A 24,397-nucleotide genomic window follows, 5' to 3' on the forward strand; every position below is an offset into this window, starting at 1 on the left:
GAATAGGGCTATGAGAACCGTCTCCGAGCATCAACGGGATGTGGCCGAGTTGCTCGCCCCGCTGTTCGCACAGTTGGACAGTGAGGCCGAAACCGTGCCGCTGCGAGAGGCGCTGCACAGGGTTCTGTTTGCGGACCTGCTGGCTCCTATTGATCTACCGCCCTTTGATAACTCCCAGATGGACGGCTATGTGCTGCGTGCCGCGGAGAGCGGTGCTTCACTTTTTGTGGCTGCGACTATCCCGGCGGGCAGTAATCCAGCCGAACTGGCCTCGGGTCAGGCCGCTCCGATTATGACGGGAGCCAAAATACCGGCTGGAGCAGACGCCGTGGTGCCGGTTGAGTTGGCAGAGCCCGCCCGCTTCCTGGAACCGGGCGCGCAGGTTCGGCTGCCCTCCGTCCCGACGGACCATTTCATTCGCCGAGCGGGCAGCGACCTCGCTGCGGGCCAGCTCGCGCTGCGGGCTGGTACCCGTCTGGGACCGGCGCAGTTGGGTCTGGCGGCCGCGCTGGGCTTAGCCGAACTACAGGTCCGACGACGACCCCGGGTGACGCTGCTGAGCACCGGAGATGAGGTCTTACCGCCGGGCCAGCCGCTCCGGCCGGGAGCTATCTACGATGCCAACAGCACACTACTGGGCACCGCCTTGGTAGAGGCGGGTGCACAGCTGAGGGTCTTGCCCTCGTTGCCCGATGACCCGGCAGAATTGGCTGCCACGCTGAACCGCCTTGAGGATGTGGACCTGCTCATCAGCACCGGTGGGATCAGCCAGGGCGCCTACGAAGTGGTGAAGCAGGCACTCGCGGGCAAGGTTGAATTCCACTCAGTAGCCATGCAGCCGGGCGGGCCGCAGGCTATCGGCGCGGTGCCAACGGCTTCTGGCGTCAGGCTTCCGTTCCTCGGCTTTCCGGGTAATCCGGTGAGCACCCTGGTTTCCTTCGAGATGTTCTTGCGACCGCTACTGGCCGGTCCACGAACCGTGGTCCGGGCGCGAATCACCTCGGCGGTGAGTAGCCCGGAGGCCAAGCACCAAGTGCGCCGTGGTTTTTTCCAGGCGGGAACGGTGGAACTGCTGGGCGGACCCGGCTCTCACCTGCTGCATGCGCTTTCGACGGCAAATGCCCTGGTACAGCTGCCGGTGGGGTTGACTGCCCTAGAAGCAGAGGAAGAAGTGGAAGTATGGCTGCTATGAACCAAAGCCAAAACCTCCCGGCCGAAACCGGGGAGCTCACCCATCTGAACGCGGCCGGCGAAGCCCAGATGGTCGACGTCTCAGCCAAGCCGGAAACCAGCCGTGAAGCACGCGCTCAAGCCATCTTGAGCACCACGGACGAGGTGCTCAATCTGCTCACACAGGGCGGGCTACCCAAGGGTGATGCGCTCGCGGTGGCCAGGGTGGCCGGAATCATGGCGGCGAAGAAGACCTCCGAATTGATCCCACTCTGCCATCCGCTCGCGCTCAGCAAGGCGAGTGTGGACTTCGAACTGGCTGCGGATTCTATTACGGTCGTGGCCACGGTGCGCACTCGCGGGGTGACCGGGGTGGAGATGGAGGCGCTCACCTCTGCCAGCGTCGCCGCGCTCACCCTCTACGACATGATTAAAGCCGTCGATAAGGCTGCGGAGATCGGCCAGGTCAAGCTGCTCAGCAAGTCCGGTGGCAAGAGCGGCGACTTCCGCGCCGCTGGCTACCCCGCCGAAGGCGACGCCCGATGAAACGGACTGCCGGGATCGTGGTGGCCTCCACCCGGGCGGCCAGCGGCGAGCGCGCAGATACCAGCGCTCCGGTGCTGGCAAAGTGGTTGGCGGAACAAGGGTTCACCGTTCTTGAACCACGGATCGTGCCCGATGGCGAACCTGTGGGGGCGGCAGTCTCCGGGCTCATCCAGGCCGGTGCCGCCGTCGTGCTGACCACCGGGGGCACCGGGCTAACGCCCGACGATCGCACTCCGGAGGTGACGCTGCCGCTGCTGGACCGCGAGATCCCTGGTCTAATGGAAGCGATCCGGGCCGCCGGGCTGCAGAAAACGCCGATGGCTGCGCTCAGCCGCGGCTATGCCGGGGTGGCAAGTGGCACTCTGGTGGTCAATCTGCCCGGCTCGACGGGCGGCATAAAGGATGGGCTGGCCGTACTGGAACCCTTGTTGGCGCACGCCTTGGATCAGATCGAAGGTCATCATGAGCATTGAGAGCCATGCAGCGCTGGCTGCGGAACCGATTAGCTTGGATCGGGCTTTGCAAGCCGTGGAGGCTGCCGACTGCGGCGCCGTGGTTGGTTTCTCCGGGGTGGTTCGCAATCACGACGGCGGCAAGGACGTCAGTTCGCTCAGCTACACGGCGCATCCTAGCGCCGAGACCGTGCTGACAGCCTTGCTGGAGGAAATAGTGGCGGAGTACGCACCGGAGGACGGCAGGCTGCGGATCTGGGCAGAGCACCGTTTGGGTGATCTGAAAATAGGGGACCCGGCGCTGGTTTGTGCGGTGGCTGCGGCTCATCGGGGGCTGGCCTTCGAGGTCTGTTCCACCCTGGTGGACCGAATCAAGGCGCAGGTGCCGATCTGGAAGGAACAATTCTTCACCGATGGCACCGTCGAGTGGGTCGGCATCTAACCCCGGTAGCGCGAGTTCGTGCCTTGATCGCGGATTCGCCTGTTTTTGCGGGCGAATTGGTGGGTGACACGCGAACTCGCGCGGCCTGTCAAGCTGTGGTCCCTTAAGCTGGAGAGATGACGGAAAAGTTGCGCGTTGCGGTGCTGGGAGCCGGTGGCCGGATGGGCCAGGCCGCGGTTCAAGCGGTGGAAAAAGCGGAGGATCTTGAACTAGTCGCCGCCCTGGGCCGTACCGATCCGCTGGAACGCCTGCTTGAAACCGAAGCGCAGGTGCTCATTGAGCTGACCGTCCCGGACTCCTCCGAAGCCAATGTCCGCTTCGCCGTCGAACATGGCATTCACGCCGTGGTGGGCACCACCGGTTGGGGCAGTGCCAAACAGGACTCGCTGCGAGCGCTGCTGGCCGAACATCCGGAGGTTGGGGTGCTGATCGCGCCCAATTTCGCCCTGGGCTCGGTGCTGGCCAGTAGTTTCGCCGCCAAAGCCGCCAAATACTTTGACTCGGTGGAGATCATCGAACTGCACCATCCGCATAAGGTAGACGCACCCTCGGGCACCGCGCTCCGCACCGCGCAGCTGATTGCCCAAGCCCGGAAGGGGTTGCCCGCAGCCCCGGATAGCACCGAGAAGGCTCTCGACGGCGCCCGGGGTGCTTCCGTGGACGGCGTACCGGTGCACTCGGTCCGGCTAGCCGGGCTGTACGCACATCAAGAGGTGCTGTTTGGCTCCGAAGGAGAACAACTGAGCCTGCGGCACGACTCTTTTGGCCAGGCTTCTTTTATGCCTGGCGTGCTGATCGGGGTTCGCACGGTGACGAGCCGTCCGGGGCTGACCTTCGGCCTCGACGGATACCTGGACCTGGACTAATCGCCTGAGGGCTGCCGACTTTCCGAAGAACTGGAGTTTGACTGAATGCGCACGAAAATCTGGGTCGGCCTGATCTGCCTGCTGCTCTTGTTCTACCTGGTAGTTCTGATGCAGCGTTCGATTTTGCTGCTGAGTGATCCGAACCCGATTGCCAAGATTCTCGGCGCAGCACTTATTGTGCTGCCTCCTATCGGTGCCTGGGCAATGATCCGTGAACTGCTCTTCGGTGCCAGGATGGAGAAGCTGGCCGGCATTCTGGAGTCCGAGGGCGGCTTGCCGGTGGATGACCTGCCCCGCACCCCAGGCGGCAGGATTGTCCGGGAAGCCGCCGACGCGGAATTCCTCAAGTATCAAAAGGAGGCCGAAGCAGCTCCGGAAAACTGGCGCTCCTGGTTCAAGCTCTCCTGCGCCTATGACGCGGCGGGGGACCGGAAGCGTGCCCGCTCGGCAATGCGGGATGCAATCGCCTTGTTCCGTGGGAACAAAGAAGCCGAAGGCCCGGGACAGGAGCAGCATGCGGCAGGCAGTTAATCCGCACGACGGCGTACGGCTGGCCTGGGAGGAACACGGCAACCGGGCGGGGGAGCCACTGCTGCTGGTGCACGGCAGTGCCCTCTCCAAGGCGGTCTGGCGCGGGATGGGTTACGTCAAGGCTCTCGGGGTCGACTATCGTATCATCACCATGGACTTGCGCGGCCATGGCCGCAGCGACAAACCCGGCCAAGCCACGGACTACGAGATGGAACGGGTACTGCTCGATGTGCAGGCTGTGCTGGATGCTGCAGAACTGCCAGCCGCGCATTATTTCGGCTACTCTTTTGGCGCCCGGATCGGATTCTCGCTTGGCGTATCGGCTCCGGAACGGATGCTTTCCTTTGTCTCGGCGGCGGGCACCTACCGAATATTCGCCGGTTCTATCGCGGAGTTGTTCTTCCCCGATTACGATACTGCCCTGGCCGCCGAGGGGATGAGGGGCTTCGTGGCGGGCTGGGAGGCCCGGATCGGGCATCCGGTGGATCCGGTCACCCGGATGGCTTTTATGTCCAATGACCCGGTGGCGCTCCGTGCGTATTTCGCTCAGACCGAGGCAGGCGAGGGGATTTCCGAGCAGGATCTAGCTGATTTCTCGGTGCCTACCCTGCTGCTTGCTGGCACCTTGGACACCCGTCGGCTGGCTGATTCGCGCCGTGCTGTCGAGTTGATGCCGGATGCCCGGTTGCTTGAGCTGCCCGGCCGGGACCACGGCGACACGCTCTTCCCACCCGCTGAGGTGCTGGCCGCCGTCGAGCCCTTTCTGGCCGCGCACAACTGAGGTTTCTTCCCGACTTTCCACTATTGTCACTCCGAGCGGGTAACGTTTTACCTATGGCCCTGCAAACTGGTACGTCTCCCTTCGGCACGCTGCTGACCGCTATGGTCACGCCTTTCACCGCTGAAGGTGAGGTTGACTACCAGCTAGCTGCGGCGCTTGCGGTCAAGCTGGTAGACGACGGTTGCGACGGCTTGGTGGTGACCGGAACCACGGGGGAGACCTCCACGCTGACGGACGAGGAAAACCTCGCCATGTTCCGCACCGTAAAGGAAGCGGTGGGCGACCGCGCCGCGATCATTGCCGGTACCGGGACCAATGACACTAAGCATTCCGTTTCGCTCTCCCAGCGGGCGGCGAAGCTGGGAGTCGATGGCTTACTCATCGTCACTCCGTACTACAACAAGCCCAGCCAAGCCGGGGTGCAGGCGCATTTCGAGGCCATTGCCTCCTCCACCGAACTGCCCGTGATGGTGTACGACATCCCCGGACGCAGCGCCATCCCGATTGCCACCGAAACCTTGATTCGGCTAGCCGATCACCCGCAGATCATTGCGCTCAAGGACGCCAAAGCAGACTTCGCGGCGACCACCCGGGTGCTGGCGAACACCGACCTCTTGGTCTATTCCGGCGACGACGGCCTGACCTTGCCCTGGATGGTGGCCGGAGCGGTCGGGTTAGTCGGGGTGACCACGCATGTGGCTACCAAGAAGTTCCGGGCTCTGATCGACGCTGCGCAGAGCGGAGACTTCCAGACCGCGCGCGGCCTGCACTTTGAACTCGATCCGCTGGTTCGTGGCGTGATGACGCGGGTCCAGGGTGCCGTTGCAGCCAAGCAGATTTTGAAGTGGCAGGGAGTCCTGCCGAACTCAGTGGTCAGATTGCCACTGGTGGAACCGAGCGGCGCTGAAATCGCCGTCATTAAGGCCGATCTAGAAGAGGCCGGAATGGAATTTAGCGAATGACCCAAGTAGCTCAGCCAGGCCTACGGACCCCACCTGCCCTCAAACCGGGAACCCTGCGGGTTGTTCCCTTGGGCGGGCTGGGGGAGATCGGTAGGAATATGGCCGTCTTCGAAATTGACGGCAAACTGCTCATTGTGGACTGCGGGGTGCTTTTCCCCGAAGAGACCCAACCCGGGGTGGACCTGATCCTTCCCGATTTCTCCTATATCGAAGATCGGCTTGACGATGTGGTCGCCGTGGTGCTCACGCACGGACACGAGGACCATATCGGAGCCGTTCCCTATCTGCTCCGACTGCGCAAAGATATCCCACTGATCGGTTCGCAATTGACGCTGGCGCTGATCGAAGCCAAGCTGCAAGAACACCGGATCAAGCCCTACACCATGGCGGTCAAAGAGGGGCAGATCGAGCAGTTCGGGCCGTTCCAATGCGAGTTTGTCGCGGTCAATCACTCCATCCCGGATGCGCTGGCGGTTTTCATTCGTACCGCGGGCGGCAATGTGCTGCACACCGGGGACTTCAAAATGGATCAGTTGCCCCTGGACAATCGGATCACCGATTTGCGGGCCTTCGCTCGGCTGGGCGAAGAGGGCGTAGACCTGTTCATGGTGGACTCCACCAATGCCGACGTGCCCGGCTTCACCACGGCGGAGCGGGAGATCGGCCCCACCCTGGACCGGCTCTTCGGGCAGGCTGAGAAGCGGATCATTGTGGCTTCGTTCTCCTCCCATGTGCACCGGGTTCAGCAAGTGCTCAATGCGGCGGCGCTGCACGGCCGCAAGGTGGCCTTTGTGGGGCGTTCAATGGTGCGCAATATGGGCATCGCCTCGCAATTGGGCTACCTTGAGGTGCCGCCGGGCATTTTGGTGGATCTCAAGAATGTCGACAATCTGCCGGATAACCAGGTGGTGCTGATGAGCACCGGATCCCAGGGTGAGCCAATGGCAGCCCTGTCCCGGATGGCTAACGGCGACCACCGGGTGCAGGTAGGGCAGGGGGATACCGTGATCCTGGCTTCCTCGCTGATCCCCGGTAATGAAAACGCGGTCTTCCGGGTGATCAACGGCCTGCTCAAGCTAGGTGCCGATGTGATCCACAAGGGCAATGCCAAGGTGCACGTCTCCGGACACGCCGCAGCGGGCGAGCTGCTCTACTGCTACAACATCATCCAACCTCGTAACGTGATGCCGGTGCACGGTGAAACCAGGCACCTGATTGCTAATGGTCGGATCGCGCAGAGCAGCGGTGTACCGGCCGAGAATGTCTTGTTGACCGACGGCGGCACCGTGGTGGATCTGAAGGACCACCAAGCCCGGATTGTCGGCCAGGTGGAATGCGGCTTCGTCTATGTGGACGGAACCAGCATTGGCGAGGTGACCGAAACCGATTTGAAGGATCGCCGGGTGCTGGGCGATGAAGGCTTTATTTCGATTGTCACCGTGGTGAATAAAACAACCGGCAAGATCGTCTCCGGTCCGGAAATTCACGCCCGCGGCGTGGCCGAGGACGATTCGGTCTTCGACGAGATCATTCCGAAGATCAACGCGGCTTTGGAAGAGGCTGTCACGGCTTCGACGGATCACACCACCTATCAGTTGCAGCAAGTGGTTCGCCGGGTGGTGGGCACCTGGGTGAATCGGCGCTTGCGTCGCCGCCCGATGATCGTCCCGGTGGTCCTGGAAGCCTAAGCCGCAGCGCCGGGTCATCGTGCCCGGGGTAACCAGTTTCTGCCCGACTTAGTGAGGCGTCTTTTTCGCGATAGCTCATTGACTTCGGGATAGTCCATTGAACGGCTAGTGGACTATCCCGAAGCTAGTGGACTATCCCGAGAGTTTATCGAGGATTGGTCACGGTTAAGAAATCGTTTACCGGGCGCGAAGAGCAAAATATTCATAGAACACCGCCGTGCTCTTGACTTGACTCCGCGGCTTGCCTTAGCGTTTCTGTAAACGATTACTCGTCGAGAGGTTGAGCAAAGATGCTTCCCCAGCAGGATATTTCCAAGCTTCGCAAGGTGCAGAGCCGTTCCATTTCCCCGGAAAATTTTGATGGCTCCAAGGGCGGCGGGGGCAGGGCCACCGAGGGCACCGGTGCCGAATGCGCTATCGATCTGGGTGTTGGTTGGAAGGTTTCACCTTCGGTCGATATTGCCGGACGTTCCACTTTCGAACTCGCCAAAATCGATGGTCCAGGCAAGATCACCCATATTTGGCTCACCACACATCGCGATCACTGGCGCAGTCTGGTGCTCAGAGCCTACTGGGACGGCTCGGAGGAACCCGCCGTCGAGGTGCCGCTGGGGGATTTCTTCGCCAATGGTTGGGGACGTTTCGCCCAGGTCTCCTCGGCGATGATCGCGGCGAATCCGCATGGCGGCTTCAACTCCTACTGGCCGATGCCCTTTAGCCAGGCTGCCAGGATCACCGTGGAGAACCTGGTGGAGAACCAGGCCACGCTCTACTACCAGGTGAGCTACGAAAGCTATGAGAACCCCGAAGAGGTAGCCGGGGCAGGATACTTCCACGCCCAGTACCGCCGCTCCAATCCGCTGCCGGACAGACAGACGCATCCGATTCTGACCGGTATCCAGGGCCAGGGCCACTACGTTGGAACCTACCTGGCCTGGGGCGTGAATAGCCCCGGCTGGTGGGGTGAGGGAGAGATCAAGTTCTATCTGGACGGCGATACCGAACAGGCCGATGGCTCCTGGCCGACCATTGCCGGTACCGGCACCGAGGATTACTTCGGCGGTGCTTGGAACTTTGATGTGCCTGGCCAGGGTTACACCGAGTACAACACGCCCTATTTAGGAATGCCCCAGGTGATCCGACCGGACGGGCTGTATCACTCCCAGCAGCGCTTTGGGCTGTACCGCTGGCACATCCTCGATCCGATTCACTTTCAGCAGGATCTCACGGTCGATATTCAGGCCCTGGGCTGGCGTTCCCGGCACCGCTATAACCCCCTGCGCGACGATATTGCCTCGACCTCTTATTTCTACCTGGATAGGCCTGCGGCGAAACGTCCGGAGTTTCCCAGCGCCGATGAACTGGAACTTGCGGGCGAGCCCATGGAACCGCTGAGCTGAACTTGACTGAACCTCCCATTGATCGTCGCCTCGAATAAAAGTGCAGGTTTTACGTGATCCCTCAAAGCATTAATGCCCAACCAGTCAACGACTGGCCCGTGGTCCGCTGCTTTTCTGGTGCGGAACTGAGCCGACTGAAAATGCCCATCGGGGGCATCGGCACCGGCTGTATTTCGCTCAGTGGCACGGGGCAATTGGTTGATTGGGAGCTGTTCAACCGGCCGGCCAAGGGCTTCTCACCGGATTCCTTTTTCGCCCTGCATTTGGCCGGCGCGGATCAACGGCATACTCGTCTGCTCGAAGGTCCCATTCCCGATGACCAATTCGAAGGCCCCGATGGCAGCCGTCGTCCGCTGGCCGGGCTGCCCCGTTTTAGCGACGCCGAATTTCACGCGGCCTATCCCTTCGGACAAGTGCTACTCCATGATCAGAAGTTGCCGGTTGAGGTGCGGGTCCAGGCCTATAATCCGCTGGTTCCAGGAGATGTTGCGGCGAGTAGCATTCCGGCTCTGATCTACCGGGCCACGGTGCGCAATACCGGGCAGGAGACCTTGCAGGTTTCGGTGGCAGCCAATGTGCTCAATGTGGTTGGCCACCATCGTGATCAGCAATTGCCGAAGGGCAATCGTTTCGAACGTCTGGAAACCGCTGCCGGTACCGTTCTCAGTGGCAGTTCAAACGAGGTTTCCGAACAGGACGAAGCTTTTGGCACTCTGGCGCTGGCCGCCCTGGATCCGGTCTCCTCCAGCCGGACCAGCTGGGCAAAACGTTCTTGGGGGGATTCGCTACTGGACTTCTGGGATGACTTCTCCGCGGACGGACTCCTCGACGAACCGGAGGAGAGCGCCCAGGTACCCACCGGCTCGCTCGTGGTGAGCAAGGAACTTGAGCCGGGGGAGAGTGCGGACTTTGGTTTCCTGATCGCCTGGCACTTCCCGAACCGGCGAGCGTGGACCGAAAAAGGCGTCTATGGCGACCTTATTATTGGCAATCACTACGCGAGCCAATACCGAGACGCGGCCGACGTCGTCGAGCAGTTACGCCCCAGGCTCACCGAACTGGAATCCCGCACCAAAAGCTTCGTCTCCGCGCTGGCCGACTCGGATCTCCCCGCGGCCGCAGTGGACGCCGCCCTCTCCAATCTCGCGGTGCTCAAATCGCAGACCTGCCTGCGCAGCGCGGACGGCACCTTCCTGGCTTGGGAGGGCAGCAATCCCCATGAGGGCAGCTGCCACGGCTCCTGCACCCACGTGTGGAACTATCAGTACGCGCTGGAACAACTCTTCCCGGAGCTGGCCTGGAGTATGCGCGAGGTGGAGTTCCTGCACACCCTCGATGACCAGGGAAGAATGAGTTTCCGCGCCTGCCTCCCGCTGGATGAAAACGGTACCCAGTGGCCGGTAGCGGCGGCGGACGGCCAGATGGGTACCATTATGCGGCTATTCCGGACCTGGCAACTTTCCGGAGATACCGAGCGATTGCGACGGCTCTGGCCCGGAGCGAAACGAGCGATGGAGTTCGCCTGGATCCCGAATGGCTGGGATGCCGATCAAGACGGCGTGATGGAGGGCTGCCAACACAACACCATGGATGTGGAGTATTACGGGCCAAGCGGGGTGAACCAGTCCTGGTATCTGGCAGCGCTTGCTGCCTGTGTTGAACTCGCCGAGCGGTTAGACGATGCGGAATTCGGTGCCAAGTGCCGCCGCCTGCTCGATAGTGGCGCGGCGGGAACCGAGGAACTGCTCTTCAACGGCGACTATTATCAGCAGAAAATCATCCCGCCGCTGCTTGAGGAGAATATCGCCGAGGGGCTGCGGATTCGGTACGACCACGAGGGCGCCGATGAGGGGTCCGATGATCTGGTGAACCCGGCGCTGCAGATTGGTTCGGGCAGCACGAGCGATCAGCTTGTGGGGCACTCGATGGCTCAGCTCTCCGGGCTTAACACGGGGCTAAATCCAGTACACATTGCCAAAGCGCTCGATTCTGTCTTAGAACAGAACCACCGCGGCGATTTCCACGCCCACTTCAATCACCTGCGCAGCTATGCGCTGGGCGACGAACAAGGCCTGCTGAACTGCACTTTCCCACGCGGAGAGCGGCCGCTACGGCCCTTCCCGTACTGCAATGAGGTGTGGACCGGACTCGAATATTCGGCGGCGATTGGCTTAGCTCTTGAAGGCCGCCACGAGGCAGCACAACGGGTGGTCGAAGAGGTGCGGCAGCGCTTCTCCGGAAGGCGCCGCAACCCCTTCAATGAGATGGAATGCGGCGACCACTACGCGCGTTCGATGGCTTCCTTCGGTCTGCTGCACGCCTGGAGCGGACTTGTCTACGACGCCGCTTCGAACAGCATTACGGTGACCGCCCAAAACGGAACCTGGCCGATAGTGGCGGGTAAGGTGCTCGGTCAAGTGGTGGTCCGGCAGGGCGAAGCTCGCTTTGTACCCGCACAGACCGCTCAGCCGGCCGGTGGCAGCTGGCCGAGCGTCGCCGTCGTAAGCCCCCAAAGGGTGAGGCCTAAAGCTGGAGCCTAGCCGAGCTTCCGGGAACTCTCCCGGAAAATGAGGGTGGTGGCCAGGTTAACTTCCCTCGGTGCCCGCGGTCCGGTGTTCGCGATCCGTTCGACCAACAATTGGGCAGCCTGGACACCAATATCGTAGGCAGGCTGAGCGACCACCGAGATGGGCGGGTCAATAAAGGGGGCCCAAGGTGCGTCATCAAAGCTGATCAGTCCGACGTCGGTCCCCGGCTTGAGTCCGCGTCTGGACAATTCGGCCAGCACGCCGAGGGCTAAGGAGGCGTTGCCGACAAAAAAGGAGTCCGGCGGATTATCTCCGTCCAGCAGCGCCGCTGTGGCCACAGCGCCGTCCGGACTGCGGAACGGCTGGTGCTTCACCTGCGCCTCGATCTCGGTGCCCCGAAGTGCCTGTAGGTAGCCTTCGCGACGCTCCACGGCGGTCTCGGCGTCCTCTGGACCGGTGATACAAGCCGGACGCTGCCAGCCCTGCTCGAGCAGATGGCGGGTGGCCTGTTCAGCGCCCAGCCGAGAGTGCACCAGGACCACATCGAAAGGCGCGTTCAGCGCCCGGTCGATAACCACAAGCGGAATGTGATTGAGCGAGGAGACGTCGGTGCTGGCACTGTGTGGCGAGAGAATGACCCCGGCTACCCGGTCCTGCCCGGCAACCGAGAGGTAACGAGCTTCCTTCTCCGGATCTTCGTCCGAATTACAGAGCATCACGGAGTAGCCGTTCTGCTGAGCGGTATCCTCAACCCCGCGGGCAACCGCGGTGAAAAACGGGTTCTCAATATCGGAGATGACCAGAGCCCAGACCTGGGTGCTTTGTTTGCGCAGGTTGCGGGCCAGCGAATTAGGTCGATAACCGAGGCGGGAGGCGGCCTGGTGGACTTGCGCAGCCAGATCCGGCCGGACGGTGTCCAGATTGTTTAAAGCCCGGGAAACCGTGGCTACAGAAACACCTGCCTCGCGGGCGACGTCGCTGATTTTGACCATGGGTCCCTTACCTCTGCCTGGGTTAGTCGACTAGATGATGTTAACGGTACCCGCAATGTGTACCCGGACCCCCAATTGAGTGAACATGGCGGCCTTGGCGAGCAGCGCTTTATCGGCGCTCTGCGCGTCCGGAGTGTAGGCAACTTGTAGATGATTTGCCTTGTGCCGCGCCATCAACTGGTCCCGGCTTACCCCGTCCAGCACGGCATGCATAATGGGCCACTGTGGGTCGGTGGCGTCCAGCCGCCGTTGTGTCTCCTCGGCAGGCAGGCCGACAACATGGCCACGACCTAGGTCCAAGTGCAATACGCCGTCCATAATGAACACCCTGGACCAGACGATTTCGCCTGGTTTGGACACTCCGGAGAGGGTTCCACCGCCGAGCGGGAAGAACATCGGTGGCTGACGCATGCTGTAACTGTTCTGATAACCGCCATTATGGCTGGCCGGTACCGCTCCAGAGATCTCAAAGACCCAGACAAATTCGCCGTTGTATTCCTCGCCCCAGCGGATATCGTGCAGGGTGTTGGCCGGGTCAAAGCCCATCGCTGTCCAGATCCGGTTGGTCACCAGGGCATCAACGGCCACGCCTTCATCGACCTCGTTGAAATGTGGCAGGGCTTGAGCCGGATAGAGCTCGCGGGAGCCATCCCGGCTGAAAACCGGGGGGCGTTCGACATTATTGAGTAAGCCCTCGGCCAGATCGCTGGCTGGCACCGTGTCCTTGAGCCCCTGCTGGTATTGGATGCCCACCGCGTCCAACCCGAAGTCATCGGCGATCCGAAGTGCCGCGATGTACATTTTTAGCTGGCTGTGTACCTGCGCAGGGGTGAGCTCGGTGGCCTCGTCGGTTCCGAAGTCGAAGCGCAGGCCGGCCTGATCCAGCCAGTCCTTGACCGCCGTCGCCTCTGTATCCGGAACCTTAAGCATTTCGGCCACCAGAGCGCTCTGCGAAAGCCGTTCCTTGTAGATCCCCAAGGGGTTGAGCAGTTCATCATCGATGATGGCGTTGTACATGCCCATGCAGCCCTCGTCGAAGACACCGATGATCGCCTTATCCGCCTTGAGCTGTTCGGCAAGCGCGGTGCCCAAGGCCACTTCCTCGTTCGCCGGGAGCGCAGGCAAATCGCGGATATGCGAGGTGTCGTGGATGATTTTTCCCTGGGTTAGCCAGGCCTCCAGGTGGCCCAGTGCCCAGGTATCGCTGAAGTCCTCGCTCCACAGCGCCGAATGGTCCACTCCGGCTTTGGTCATGCTGCCGGTTAGATTGAGCAAGCCAACCAGTCCCGGGTAGTCACCGGCCCAATTGGCCACCACCAGGATGGGGCCGCGGTGGGTGCGCAGTCCTGGCAATACGTGATGGCTGTATTGCCAGACGGCGTCCACCACCACAAGCGGGGCGTCCACCGGAATGTCCTTGAAGACCTCAATCCCCTTGCGCTGGGAGTCAATGAACCCGTGTCCGGTTGTTTCGTCCACGCCATGGGCTCGTTTGACCCGGAAACCGAACTTTTCTACCGCAGTGGTGAAGTCCGCCTCCAGCTGTTGCTGAGTGGACCAGCACTTCTGATTGGCGCTCAGCCGCAAGTCACCCGAAGCCACCGTGTAGATAAGCTGAGGCTCGCCCTCCGGGCGACTGGCGGGGGTGGGCAGGAGGTAAGTCATGGCAGTCCTCTCTGACTGAAAAGTTTCGTGCCTTCACCCTAATCAAATGTAATCGATTTCTCAAATGTCTTGACGGGGTAATCATGAAGATGCCTAGTATGGGGGCAATCGATTACAGCGACTCGCACCGTGGGGGTCCCTGAGCGCTGTGATCGGTTCGAGAACACATGCAGCCCGCGGACCTTCCCGTCGGCTGCGATGACAAGGTGAGGGGTTCACAGTGGAATCTACAAATCAGCAGTTCTTCCCGCAAGGATCGAGTTTCAGTCGACGCAACGTGCTTCGGGCGGCCGGACTGGCGGCGCTGGTGCCGGCGCTCGGCGGGCTGGCAGCCTGCGGTTCGGGTAAACCCGGAGAATCGGCGGGCGGCAGTTCGGCCGCCTCCGGCGTCACCACCTTGCAGTTTTGGCACCGTACCTTCACCCCGGTTGAGAATAAGTGGTACGCCGAGATTGTCAAGAAATTCAACGAATCGCAGTCCGCGATCAAGGTTGTTGATACCGAAGTGCCAGCCGATGCCTGGGACCAGAAGATGAAAGCGGCGCAGGCTGCCGGGAAAGCTCCCGATGTCTATACCTTCTCCGGCAGCATTCAGGAAGCGGTCGATGCCGGTCAATTTTACGAATTGGACAAGGTTGTCGCGGCGGACAAACTCGGCGAGATTCTCGATGCTGCGAAGCCCATCTCCGCAGTTGGCGGAAAGTTCTATGCCTATCCGCTGCTGCTTGAACCCCAGACGGTGCTGTTCTGGAACAAAGACCTGCTCAAGGCTGCCGGTGTCAACGCCGATCAGGGTCCGAAGACCTGGGATGAACTGCTCGCTGCCTGCGCCAAGATCAAACCGACCCTTGCGGATGGGCAATATTGCATTGCGCCAGCCTCCGATGGTGCCACCTTTGCTTGGTCCTCGGTAGGGCAGCAGTACAACTTTTCCGGCCACACCGCGCTTAGCGACGACTGGAAGTCGCCGAATATCAACGACGACGGCTATAAGTCACTGATGGACAAGTACAAGCAGCTCTGGGACAACGGCTACATGCCGAAGCAGCCGCTCGCCGCCTACGTGGAGGGTAAAGACTTTGGGCAGCAGAAGGTCGCGTTCAAGGTATCTGGTTCTTGGATGATGTCCGAGATTGGATCCGACTATCCCGATCTGCTGGAAAAGACCGGAGTGGGGGCTTTCCCCTCTGCGGCCGATGCCGAAGGCCGTGGTGCCACCACCCTGGGCAACTTCAAGTGGGTCATCGACGCCAAGAGCAAGGGCTCGGAAGCGGCAGGCAAGTTCATCACCTGGGCGCTCGCCGACGATCCGCAGAACCTGGTGCCCTTCTTTACCGGCACCCAGTTCACCAAGATTCCGGTGCGTCAGTCGGTGCAGGATGCGGTTGCCGCTACCGATGGCGCGGCGAAAGCACCATGGTCGAGCGTCATTGTGAAGGACATTCTGCCCACCGGCATTCCGGAGCCAAAGTACCCCTGGGACATTTCGCTAGCCGTCGGCACCGCGATGGAATCCGTGATGAAGGGGGCGGCCTCGGCCTCGGATGCCATCGGCACTGCAGAGAAGTCGATCAAGACAGTGATCGACAAGGATGGGCTAGCCGCTAAGGCGCCAGCCAAGTAAATCGTTCATCAAGAGGGGTTCGCTCGGCGCCCACTCGCTACGTTTCGACAAGGATGACGGGATCCAGAACATGACCACTGAACAAGGGGCGGCTACACGGGCCACTCGTACTAAGAGCCGCAAGGACGCGCCTAGCAGCGGACGCCGAGACGGGAAAGTTGCCTATCTGCTTCTGCTGCCCGTGTTGGTGTTGCTCGGGATCTTCGTCATCTGGCCTACCGTCTATGCCGGGTTTCTGTCCTTCCAAGACTGGAGTTTCTACAAGGATCCGGAGTTCGTTGGATTCAAGAACTTTATCGACGTACTCAGCGACCCGCTTTTCTGGGGCTCCGTGGGGCGGGGGTTCTTGTTCGTGGCAATGACCGTGCCGATCATGTTGGTGTTGGCGTTCCTGTTCTCTAGCCTCGTGGTGAGCGTGTCGAAGCGATTCGCGGGGCTGCTCAAGGTCAGCATCTATATCCCGACCATCATCTCCGGGGTGATCACCTCGATCATCTTTGCCCTTATTTACAACTACTCCGGGGGCCTGCTGAACTGGTTCCTCGGGCGCTTCGGCATTGCGCCAACCGCCTGGCTGGGGGATCCCGCCTGGGCGCTGGTCTCCATCGCCGTTCCAGCCATCTGGCTCGGGATGGGGCTGACCTCGCTCATCATGGTGGCCGCGATGGTGGACATTCCCTCGGAGTTCTACGAAGCCGCCGCCATGGAGGGGGCAAGCTGGTGGCAGAAGACCAGGTTCATCACGCTTCCGCAGATGAAAAACGTGGTGTTATACCTGCTGATTACCGGATTCATCGGTGCCATTCAGCAGTTCGAACTACCCCTGGTGATGACCGGTGGTGGCCCACTCGACTCGACCACGCTGCCAAATCTGTTCATTTTCAACCACTTCCGGAACGATATCGATGTCGGCTACTCGATTGCAGCTGCCCTACTACTTTTCGTGGTGCTCGGCTCGGTGTCCGCGCTGGTGTTCAAGTTCGTCAACTCGGAGAGGCTGGTGGACTGAGATGACTGCCGTACAAGAAACTCCTCCCGCTGTGCTCACCGGCAAGTTGCGCTCCCGCCGCTCTGCTCCGCGCACGGCAGCTGGCTGGGTGGTGCTGATCGGAAAGATACTGGCCGGTCTGATCTTCGTTATTGCTGCGCTTTTCCCGCTGGCTTGGATGGTTATCGCCGGGTTTAAGGCTAAGACCGAGGTGATCTCTACGCCCTTCCAGTTCTTCCCGGAGGTCTGGAAATGGGAGAACTACGCACAGATCCTGAGCGACCCGACCTTCGTACAGACCCTGGCTTGGACTTTCTTAGGTGCGGTGTTGTTCACCGTGCTGACGCTCGCGGTCAACTCGGTTGCCGCCTACGCCTTCGCTCGGTTGGAGTTCCGGTTCAAGCGCACGCTTTGGGCAATTGTGATCACCACCATGTTTATCCCGGGTATGACGATCCTGCTCACTAGCTTTGTGGTGGTAACCAACCTTTATATGCTCGATACCCTCGCAGTGCTGGTGATCCCGGGGGCCGCGAGCGCTGGCACCGTGTTCTTTATCCGGCAGTTCTACCTGAACATTCCGGTCAGCCTTGAAGAGGCCGCAATGCTCGATGGCTGTGGTCGTTTTACGATTTTCTGGCGGCTCTTCCTGCCGCTGTCGAAGCCGCCCTTCATCGTGATGGGAATCGCGGCTTTTCTGGGGTACTGGAACTCCTATGTTTGGCCAATTATGACCATTACCAGCCCGGAGCGTTTTGTGGTCCAGCAGTACCTGGCGACCTTCCGATCGGAGCGCAATACCGAGTTGGGGCTGCTAATGGCAGGGTCCGTACTTGCCGCGGCTCCAGTGATCATCCTGTTCCTAGCCTTCCAACGGCAGATCATTGGCAACATCAAGATGGCCGGGCTCAAATAGCTAAGCATCTTCTGCGATCCGGTTCCTTCGTCGCTGTTTTCCTTGCTGTCCGGTGCTTTCTGTTCGGGATAGCCCATTAGCTTCGGGATAGCCCACTGACTCGTCATTGGGCTATCCCGAGGTCATTGAACTAACGCGATCCCTGGGCCTGGGCCGGGGGATGACAGAGCGAGGGGAGGCACCGCCGTCGAACATTTAAGCGTCCTTCTCAAGCTGTTTGGCCGGAAAAGCCTCCAAATCCCAGGAAAACAGCCTTTGCACAGGTAGCGTGAAGCTATGGCGACTCGTACTTCCCCCGTGCGCCCCGCAGCTAGTCGCGCCCCCCAGGCGAAGAGTAAGACAACGGCTAGCTCTACTCGCACGCGCAAACAACCCGAACCCGAGGTGCAGCCCTGGCCCGTTCGGGCCATCGCTGGGCTGTGGCAGGGCATTGCCCATGCCATCGGCGCTGGCTTCCGCCGGATTGGCCACGATGTCTCTGGCCTGGACCCGGCCACACGTCGCGACGGCAGTGCGTTCTTATTGCTACTGCTCGCGGTGGGCATTGCCACCTTCGAATGGTGGGGATTGACCGGATGGTTCGCCGACGGCGTGCACGGAATTGTGGCCGGAACTTTCGGTTGGATGGGGCTGCTTTTGCCGCTCATGCTGGTGATTTGCTCGATAGGCCAGTTCCGCTATCCCGAAAATGTCCGAGCAAATAATCGGGTGGCCATCGGGTTTTCCATTATGACCGTTGCCGGTGCTGCGATTGCGCATCTGGCGGGCGGTCAGCCCAGCCTGTCCAGTGGCTTCGCCGGGGTTAGTGGCGCGGGCGGAACGATCGGTTTCCTGGCCGCCGCGCCAATTGCCGCGCTCAACCTCTGGCTTGCTGTTTTGGTCTATGCGCTGGTGGCTTTCATCAGTCTGCTGATTGTCACGGCGACTCCCTTCCGGGCTATCCCTTCCCGGCTTCGGCATCTCTACGAGCATTTGATGGGTCAAGACCTGCATCCAGATGCAGATCGTGACGGCCACGACCAGAGCTACTTATATGATCGGGATAGCAGCCCGAAGCCTAAAAAAGAGCACAGCAAACGCGGTCTATTCGGTCGCAAGAAGGACGAGGAAGACGGCTCACTGCTTGACGGCTTTACCGGTGACGAGGCCTTCGAGCACGCCTTGGTCGATGATGAATCGGCTGCTGCCGCGCAGACTACTCCATTGATCCCGCCGGGCGTACGGCGACCGACCAAAGCGGAGATTGCTGTCAACGAACTCAAATCCGCGCAGGGTCTGCCCACCGATTTGAACCCCACGGAACCGGTCACCGAGGCCATTTCGACCGTGGCTGCCCTGGCGGACGCACCGCCGAAGCCGATGGCCAATCCAACGATTGCCGTCCATCACGTGGCTCCGCAAGCGCCGACCACTCCGATCCCGCAGCGTTCCGAGCAACTCAGCCTGGCCGGGGATGTCACTTACACCCTGCCGAATAACGAGGTACTGACCCCGGGATCTGCCCCGAAGGAGCGTACCGAGGCGAATGATGCCGTGGTGGCCCGGTTGACCGAGGTGCTTGACCAGTTCAAGGTCGACGCCCAGGTGACAGGTTTCTCCCGCGGACCGACCGTGACCCGCTATGAAATCGAACTCGGTCCGGGTACCAAGGTGGAGCGGGTTACCGCGCTGAGCAAGAACATCTCCTATGCGGTGGCCAGCGCCGATGTCCGGATCCTCTCGCCGATCCCCGGCAAGAGTGCGATCGGCATTGAAATTCCGAATGTGGACAAGGAAATTGTTTCGCTCGGCGATGTGCTGCGTTCGCAGAACGCCCGACGCACCGACCATCCGATGGTGATGGGCGTGGGTAAGGATGTTGAGGGCGGCTTCGTGGTGGCCAACCTGGCCAAGATGCCGCACTTGCTGGTGGCCGGTGCAACCGGTGCCGGTAAGTCCTCGTTTGTGAACTCGATGATCACCTCGATCCTGATGCGGGCCACCCCGGATGAGGTCCGGATGGTGATGGTCGATCCGAAGCGCGTGGAGCTCACCGCCTATGAAGGTGTGCCGCACTTGATAACGCCGATCATCACCAACCCCAAGAAGGCTGCCGAGGCCTTGCAGTGGGTGGTACGAGAGATGGACACTCGCTACGACGATCTGTCCAACTTTGGTTTCAAGCACATCGATGATTTCAATAAGGCGGTGCGGGCCGGCAAGGTCAAGCTGCCGGTGGATTCCAAGCGGGTGCTCAAGCCCTATCCGTACCTCTTGGTGATTGTGGACGAGCTTGCCGATTTGATGATGGTTGCGCCGCGTGACGTGGAAGATTCCATTGTCCGAATCACCCAGTTGGCCCGTGCCGCCGGTATCCACCTGGTGCTCGCTACCCAGCGACCTTCGGTTGATGTGGTGACCGGCCTAATCAAGGCCAATGTGCCTTCCCGGATGGCCTTCGCCACCTCCTCGGTGACCGATTCCCGAGTGGTCTTGGACCAGCCGGGTGCGGAGAAGCTCTTGGGTCAGGGTGATGCTTTGTTCCTGCCGATGGGCGCCTCAAAGGCAATTCGTGTGCAGGGTGCCTGGGTGACTGAGTCGGAGATCCGCCAGGTGGTGGAGCACGTCAAGGGTCAGTTGCAAGCTGTCTATCGCGACGACGTCGCGGTGGAAGCACCCAAGAAACAGGTGGACGAGGAGATCGGCGACGATCTGGATGTGTTGTTGCAAGCCACCGAATTAGTGGTGACCACTCAATTCGGCTCCACCTCGATGTTGCAGCGTAAGCTGCGCGTCGGATTCGCTAAAGCCGGTCGCCTGATGGACCTGCTGGAATCGCGTGGCGTGGTTGGCCCCTCTGAGGGTTCCAAAGCGCGAGATGTGCTGGTCAAGCCCGATGATCTGGCGGCCACCCTGGCTGCCATCCGTGGTGATGGACCCGCCGCCCCGGTCAGCCCGACCACGGAGGCGCTGGCTGCGAACGCCAATGTCAATCAGGGCTTCGGCGTGGACTTGGTGGCTGAAGACTTAGATGCACGGGCTCAGGCAGTGGATTATCACGACGGCGATGATGATGATGGCGAGGACGCCTGGAGTCTGACCGGCCGCTAAGCATCGCCTTCGAGCCGTTTCCCTCCGAGGCTCCCGTTTCCCCTCAGGGACACCGTTCCCCTTTTCGAGTGTGGAGATCTGCATCTTATGAAGCACGAATAAGGTGCAGATCTCCACACTCGCCGTTTACTCGACGTTTAACGGTGGCTCCGGGCTAAGGTAGTTGTTGTGACTAATTCGGAAACCCAGCCAGTGCCGGCACTGAATATTGCCAATGTACTGACCGTGCTGCGAATTTTGCTGGTGCCCTTTTTTGTGTGGTTTATGCTCGCCGATTCGGCCCAATACTCCTGGTGGCGCTGGGCTGGTGTGCTTACCTTTGCGGTAGCCATTTACACCGATAAGCTCGACGGCGATCTGGCTCGCAGCCGCGGCCTGATCACCGATTTCGGCAAGATTGCCGATCCGATTGCGGACAAACTACTGATCGGTGCGGCGCTGCTGCTACTTTCCGGCCTGGGGGAGTTGCCCTGGTGGATCACCGTGCTGATGCTGGTCCGTGAACTGGGTATCACGGTGTTGCGCTTCGTGGTGATCAGGTACGGGGTCATCCCGGCTTCCCGAGGCGGCAAAATCAAGACCGTGCTGCAGACCGCAGCCATCCTGCTGTATCTTCTTCCGTTTACCCCGCAGTGGCCTTGGCTTAGCTTGGTGGCGCTCATCATGATGCTGGCCGCACTGATCGTCACCCTGGTCACGGGCCTCGATTACATTGTTCAAGCAGTGCGGCTGCGGCGAGCCGGAAACCAAGGAACACAAGGAACAGGCTCCGAATGAGCACCGGGCCGAGTACCGCCGAGTTGGTTGCCTCGCTGATTGAACGCGGGCTGAGCCTAGCCACGGCGGAATCCCTCACCGGTGGTGCAGTGGCTACGGAACTGGTGGGCGTGCCCGGGGTCTCCGCAACCTTCCAGGGCGGAGTGGTGGCTTATCAGAACAGCGTCAAAGCCTCTGTGCTCGGTGTCTCCGAGGAACTGCTGGAACGCGTTGGCTCGGTCGATGGAGAAGTCGCCGTGCAGATGGCCCTTGGCGTTTGCCGGATCACCGGTGCGAACGTCGGGCTCGCCACCACCGGCGCCGCAGGTCCCGAGGCCCACGACGGTAAAGCCGTTGGCACGGTGTTCCTGGCAGTCGCTCTAAATGGTGTCGCCCAATACCGGGAATATCACTTCGACGGCGACCGTGAGGCGATTAGAGCGCAAGCCCGGCATAGCGCGCTGAGCCTGCTGGCCGACGTCGTAAACTCCTCACAGCAAACTTTCGGGAAGCAACCGGGAACAAAACAATTTGATCGTTAGTTGGTCAATATATCCGGGCGGCAGATAACCGCCTAAGATGGAAGCATAAGTTCCCCGTCAGGGGAGAGCCAAAGGGAGTAAATGGTGAAACAACCCGTATCCGTAAACGGCGTGGTGCGCTGGCGTGATGTGGGTTTGGCAAACGAGGCCAAGGCGGATTCCGGCAGCGGCAAGAAGCTGGTAGTTATCCGTCATGAAATTGGGGACGTTCTGCGAGACCTGCGTCAGCGTCAAGGACGTACTTTGCGCGAAGTTTCGCATAACGCTCGGGTCTCACTGGGCTATTTGAGTGAAGTCGAGCGTGGTCAGAAGGAAGCTTCTTCCGAGCTGCTTTCATCGATCTGCGGGGCTCTTGATGTCCCGTTGTCGATGATGCTACGCGAGGTCAGCGACCGGTTGGCAGTGGCCGAAGGATTGGCAGTGCCGGACACCGTTCCGCAAGATTTCGCCGCTCGCTATGGGCGCACGCTAGACGACGAATTCTCTGCAGAGTTCCCGTCGCCCGCCTACAACTAATAACTTAACCGATGCCCGGCACTGCGGTGGTGCCGGGCATCGCCATGCCCGGACTCAGTGCTACCGGCTAGTTTTCGTAATAGTTCTCGCTGAATTTACGCAATAGTCGGGCAAACTCCCGGACATCCGCAGGGGACCAGGCCGCCAAACGATCATCCAGGGCTTGCTTTCGAGCGGTCTGGCTCTGCTTGACCTGATGTGTTCCCTTTTCCGTCAGGTGGATGAGCTGGGCGCGACCGTCTTGTGGATCGTCGAGTTTGTGGACCAGACCGATATCTTGCAGAAAAGCGATCTGGCGGCTTACCGAGGGCTTGCCAACTCCGATATTTGCGGCCAGATCGGTCAGCCGCATGGGGCCGTCATTGAACAAAATAGCCAATAAACCATAGGCCGAAGGCTCAAGGTCTGGGTGTACGGCACGAGCAAGTTGATAGGAAGCCGCACGGGAGCGACGCCAAAGCAGACTCAATTGTTCTTCGGCGGCTTTGATGGCCTCTTCGTCGGGACGATTCTGAGCGGCGGGCTCAGCTGGTCCTGGTTGCGGGGTCGTCATTGGAACATTCTAGTGGGAGGATCGAATAATGCGGGTGAGCGAGTTTTGGCGACTGATGGATGACGAGTTTGGTGTGGGATACGCGCGATCGTTAGCCGAGGATTTGGTATTGGCAAAAGTTGGTGGGCGCAGTGCTAAGGAGGCGCTCGACGCCGGGGTGTCGCCTAAGGCGATTTGGCATGCAGTTTGTGAGATTCAGGGTGTGCCGATGGCGCGCAGGCTGGGTAAGGATGTTGCACCGAAGGCTTAGCTCCTTCGCTTTCTATCGTGGACACGCCGAAGAAGTATTCGAATATCTGTTCGGATAACTGTAGGCTTTGAAGCAGAGAAAAATAGCTTCTCCTGAGGTACGGTTTTGCCCTCCATTCGTCACTTGGATGGCTGTTGGGTGACAAGGCCGAATTATCCACATTCGACCGGTTTCCGGACGACGAAACGAATATTGTCGGTGCTCGGTCGTAGCGTCGAGGGTAACGGGTTCGACGGATAGCCGAGCCGCAGGAAAAGCAGACGAGCACTGAAAAGAAAGCACTGAGGTGTCAGCATGGCAGCATCACCAGATCGCGAGAAGGCGCTAGAAGCAGCGCTAGCCCAGATCGACAAGCAGTACGGCAAGGGTTCGATTATGCGGCTGGGCGATGAAGTCCGGGCACCGATCGAAACCATTCCTACCGGTTCAATTGCCTTGGATGTCGCGCTGGGTATTGGTGGCTTGCCGCGTGGACGCGTGGTGGAGATTTATGGTCCGGAGTCTTCCGGTAAGACCACGGTGGCTTTGCATGCGGTGGCTAACGCTCAGCGCAATGGTGGCATCGCTGCCTTCATCGACGCGGAGCATGCCTTGGATCCGGAATATGCTGCCAAACTCGGGGTCGATGTGGACTCGCTTTTGGTCTCCCAGCCGGATACCGGCGAGCAGGCTCTAGAGATCATGGACATGCTGATCGGCTCCGGCTCGCTCGACATCGTGGTGATCGACTCGGTAGCCGCACTGGTACCCCGCGCCGAAATTGAAGGCGAGATGGGTGATAGTCACGTCGGTCTACAAGCTCGTTTGATGAGCCAGGCACTGCGTAAAATCACCGGACGACTCAACCAGACCAAAACCACGGCGATCTTCATTAACCAGTTGCGTGAAAAGATCGGCGTCTTCTTCGGTAGTCCGGAAACCACCACGGGTGGAAAGGCCTTGAAGTTCTACGCCTCGGTGCGTATCGATGTGCGTCGTATCCAGACTCTCAAGGAGGGCGCGGACTCCGTGGGCAATAGGACCAAGGCGAAGATCGTCAAGAACAAGATGGCCCCGCCCTTCAAGATTGCCGAGTTCGACATCATCTATGGTCAGGGTATTTCCCGCGAGGGCGGCATTATCGACATGGGTGTGGAGCA

Annotated in this window: 23 protein-coding genes; 20 read left to right on the forward strand and 3 right to left on the reverse strand. The window is 60.4% G+C overall.

From position 1 onward, the window contains the following. Positions 1 to 10 precede the first annotated feature (10 nt). From FHU41_RS14705 to FHU41_RS14755, 11 genes are all read left to right on the forward strand, one after another. Positions 11 to 1,192 (forward strand): molybdopterin molybdotransferase MoeA, encoded by a 1,182-nt coding sequence (locus tag FHU41_RS14705; RefSeq protein ID WP_179390344.1) that lies wholly within the window; start codon positions 11 to 13, stop codon positions 1,190 to 1,192. Next, positions 1,180 to 1,716, forward strand: coding sequence for a cyclic pyranopterin monophosphate synthase MoaC (moaC, locus tag FHU41_RS14710; RefSeq protein WP_179390345.1), 537 nt, complete (start codon positions 1,180 to 1,182; stop codon positions 1,714 to 1,716). Before FHU41_RS14705 ends, moaC begins: the two co-directional genes overlap by 13 nt. Next, entirely contained in the window at positions 1,713 to 2,189 is a 477-nt protein-coding gene (locus FHU41_RS14715; protein ID WP_179390346.1) for a MogA/MoaB family molybdenum cofactor biosynthesis protein, read from the forward strand. Before moaC ends, FHU41_RS14715 begins: the two co-directional genes overlap by 4 nt. Next, complete coding sequence (locus tag FHU41_RS14720) at positions 2,179 to 2,610, forward strand: molybdenum cofactor biosynthesis protein MoaE (protein ID WP_179390347.1); 432 nt, start codon at positions 2,179 to 2,181, stop codon at positions 2,608 to 2,610. Before FHU41_RS14715 ends, FHU41_RS14720 begins: the two co-directional genes overlap by 11 nt. A gap of 116 nt (positions 2,611 to 2,726) precedes the next feature. Beyond that, positions 2,727 to 3,476, forward strand: coding sequence for a 4-hydroxy-tetrahydrodipicolinate reductase (gene dapB / locus FHU41_RS14725; protein WP_179390348.1), 750 nt, complete (start codon positions 2,727 to 2,729; stop codon positions 3,474 to 3,476). 45 nt (positions 3,477 to 3,521) lie between these two features. Further along, positions 3,522 to 4,007, forward strand: a complete 486-nt coding sequence (locus FHU41_RS14730) for a hypothetical protein (protein ID WP_179390349.1) — start codon at positions 3,522 to 3,524, stop codon at positions 4,005 to 4,007. Beyond that, the gene (locus FHU41_RS14735; RefSeq protein WP_179390350.1) at positions 3,991 to 4,788 is read left to right on the forward strand and encodes an alpha/beta fold hydrolase; all 798 of its coding nucleotides are present in this window, start codon (positions 3,991 to 3,993) and stop codon (positions 4,786 to 4,788) included. Before FHU41_RS14730 ends, FHU41_RS14735 begins: the two co-directional genes overlap by 17 nt. 53 nt (positions 4,789 to 4,841) lie before the next feature. After that, the gene (gene dapA / locus FHU41_RS14740) at positions 4,842 to 5,750 is read left to right on the forward strand and encodes a 4-hydroxy-tetrahydrodipicolinate synthase (RefSeq protein ID WP_179390351.1); all 909 of its coding nucleotides are present in this window, start codon (positions 4,842 to 4,844) and stop codon (positions 5,748 to 5,750) included. Next, positions 5,747 to 7,438 (forward strand): ribonuclease J, encoded by a 1,692-nt coding sequence (locus FHU41_RS14745; protein ID WP_179390352.1) that lies wholly within the window; start codon positions 5,747 to 5,749, stop codon positions 7,436 to 7,438. The genes dapA and FHU41_RS14745 overlap by 4 nt, the downstream gene beginning before the upstream one ends. A gap of 290 nt (positions 7,439 to 7,728) precedes the next feature. Continuing rightward, positions 7,729 to 8,838: a glycoside hydrolase family 172 protein gene (locus FHU41_RS14750; RefSeq protein ID WP_179390353.1), complete on the forward strand. Its 1,110-nt coding sequence runs from the start codon at positions 7,729 to 7,731 to the stop codon at positions 8,836 to 8,838. Positions 8,839 to 8,891: 53 nt separating this feature from the next. Further along, positions 8,892 to 11,378 (forward strand): GH116 family glycosyl-hydrolase, encoded by a 2,487-nt coding sequence (locus FHU41_RS14755; protein ID WP_218847236.1) that lies wholly within the window; start codon positions 8,892 to 8,894, stop codon positions 11,376 to 11,378. On the opposite strand, the gene FHU41_RS14760 is transcribed toward FHU41_RS14755, so the two are convergent. Continuing rightward, a complete protein-coding gene (locus FHU41_RS14760) occupies positions 11,375 to 12,358 on the reverse strand; it encodes a LacI family DNA-binding transcriptional regulator (RefSeq protein ID WP_179390354.1) in 984 nt (327 codons plus the stop codon). The two genes, FHU41_RS14755 and FHU41_RS14760, sit on opposite strands and share 4 nt — an antisense overlap. A gap of 30 nt (positions 12,359 to 12,388) precedes the next feature. Further along, positions 12,389 to 14,023 carry a fucose isomerase gene (locus FHU41_RS14765; RefSeq protein WP_179390355.1) on the reverse strand — a complete coding sequence of 545 codons (1,635 nt, stop codon included), beginning with the start codon at positions 14,021 to 14,023 and terminating at the stop codon, positions 12,389 to 12,391. Between the two features lie 220 nt (positions 14,024 to 14,243). Here FHU41_RS14765 and FHU41_RS14770 point away from each other — a divergent pair, with 220 nt between their 5' ends. From FHU41_RS14770 to FHU41_RS14800, 7 genes are all read left to right on the forward strand, one after another. Continuing rightward, positions 14,244 to 15,647 carry an extracellular solute-binding protein gene (locus FHU41_RS14770; RefSeq protein WP_179390356.1) on the forward strand — a complete coding sequence of 468 codons (1,404 nt, stop codon included), beginning with the start codon at positions 14,244 to 14,246 and terminating at the stop codon, positions 15,645 to 15,647. Positions 15,648 to 15,717: 70 nt separating this feature from the next. Further along, positions 15,718 to 16,656, forward strand: a complete 939-nt coding sequence (locus FHU41_RS14775) for a carbohydrate ABC transporter permease (RefSeq protein WP_179390357.1) — start codon at positions 15,718 to 15,720, stop codon at positions 16,654 to 16,656. Position 16,657: 1 nt separating this feature from the next. After that, on the forward strand, positions 16,658 to 17,551 hold the full coding sequence (locus FHU41_RS14780; RefSeq protein ID WP_179390358.1) for a carbohydrate ABC transporter permease: 894 nt from the start codon (positions 16,658 to 16,660) through the stop codon (positions 17,549 to 17,551). Positions 17,552 to 17,827: 276 nt separating this feature from the next. Next, entirely contained in the window at positions 17,828 to 20,641 is a 2,814-nt protein-coding gene (locus FHU41_RS14785) for an FtsK/SpoIIIE family DNA translocase (protein WP_179390359.1), read from the forward strand. A 168-nt stretch (positions 20,642 to 20,809) separates the two neighbouring features. Next, a complete protein-coding gene (gene pgsA / locus FHU41_RS14790; RefSeq protein ID WP_179390360.1) occupies positions 20,810 to 21,418 on the forward strand; it encodes a CDP-diacylglycerol--glycerol-3-phosphate 3-phosphatidyltransferase in 609 nt (202 codons plus the stop codon). Then, a complete protein-coding gene (locus FHU41_RS14795; RefSeq protein ID WP_179390361.1) occupies positions 21,415 to 21,939 on the forward strand; it encodes a CinA family protein in 525 nt (174 codons plus the stop codon). The genes pgsA and FHU41_RS14795 overlap by 4 nt, the downstream gene beginning before the upstream one ends. An 81-nt stretch (positions 21,940 to 22,020) precedes the next feature. After that, positions 22,021 to 22,455, forward strand: a complete 435-nt coding sequence (locus FHU41_RS14800; protein ID WP_179390362.1) for a helix-turn-helix domain-containing protein — start codon at positions 22,021 to 22,023, stop codon at positions 22,453 to 22,455. A gap of 67 nt (positions 22,456 to 22,522) precedes the next feature. On the opposite strand, the gene FHU41_RS14805 is transcribed toward FHU41_RS14800, so the two are convergent. Continuing rightward, complete coding sequence (locus FHU41_RS14805) at positions 22,523 to 23,008, reverse strand: MarR family winged helix-turn-helix transcriptional regulator (RefSeq protein ID WP_179390363.1); 486 nt, start codon at positions 23,006 to 23,008, stop codon at positions 22,523 to 22,525. A 28-nt stretch (positions 23,009 to 23,036) separates the two neighbouring features. Here FHU41_RS14805 and FHU41_RS14810 point away from each other — a divergent pair, with 28 nt between their 5' ends. Together FHU41_RS14810 and recA are read left to right on the forward strand one after the other, a co-directional pair. Continuing rightward, entirely contained in the window at positions 23,037 to 23,258 is a 222-nt protein-coding gene (locus tag FHU41_RS14810) for a DUF3046 domain-containing protein (RefSeq protein WP_179390364.1), read from the forward strand. 294 nt (positions 23,259 to 23,552) lie between these two features. After that, positions 23,553 to 24,397, forward strand: an 845-nt coding sequence (recA, locus tag FHU41_RS14815; protein WP_179390365.1) for a recombinase RecA, incomplete at its 3' end; no start/stop codon positions are given.

This window comes from Psychromicrobium silvestre (genome assembly GCF_013408295.1).
GTDB classification, from domain to species: Bacteria; Actinomycetota; Actinomycetes; order Actinomycetales; family Micrococcaceae; genus Renibacterium; species Renibacterium silvestre.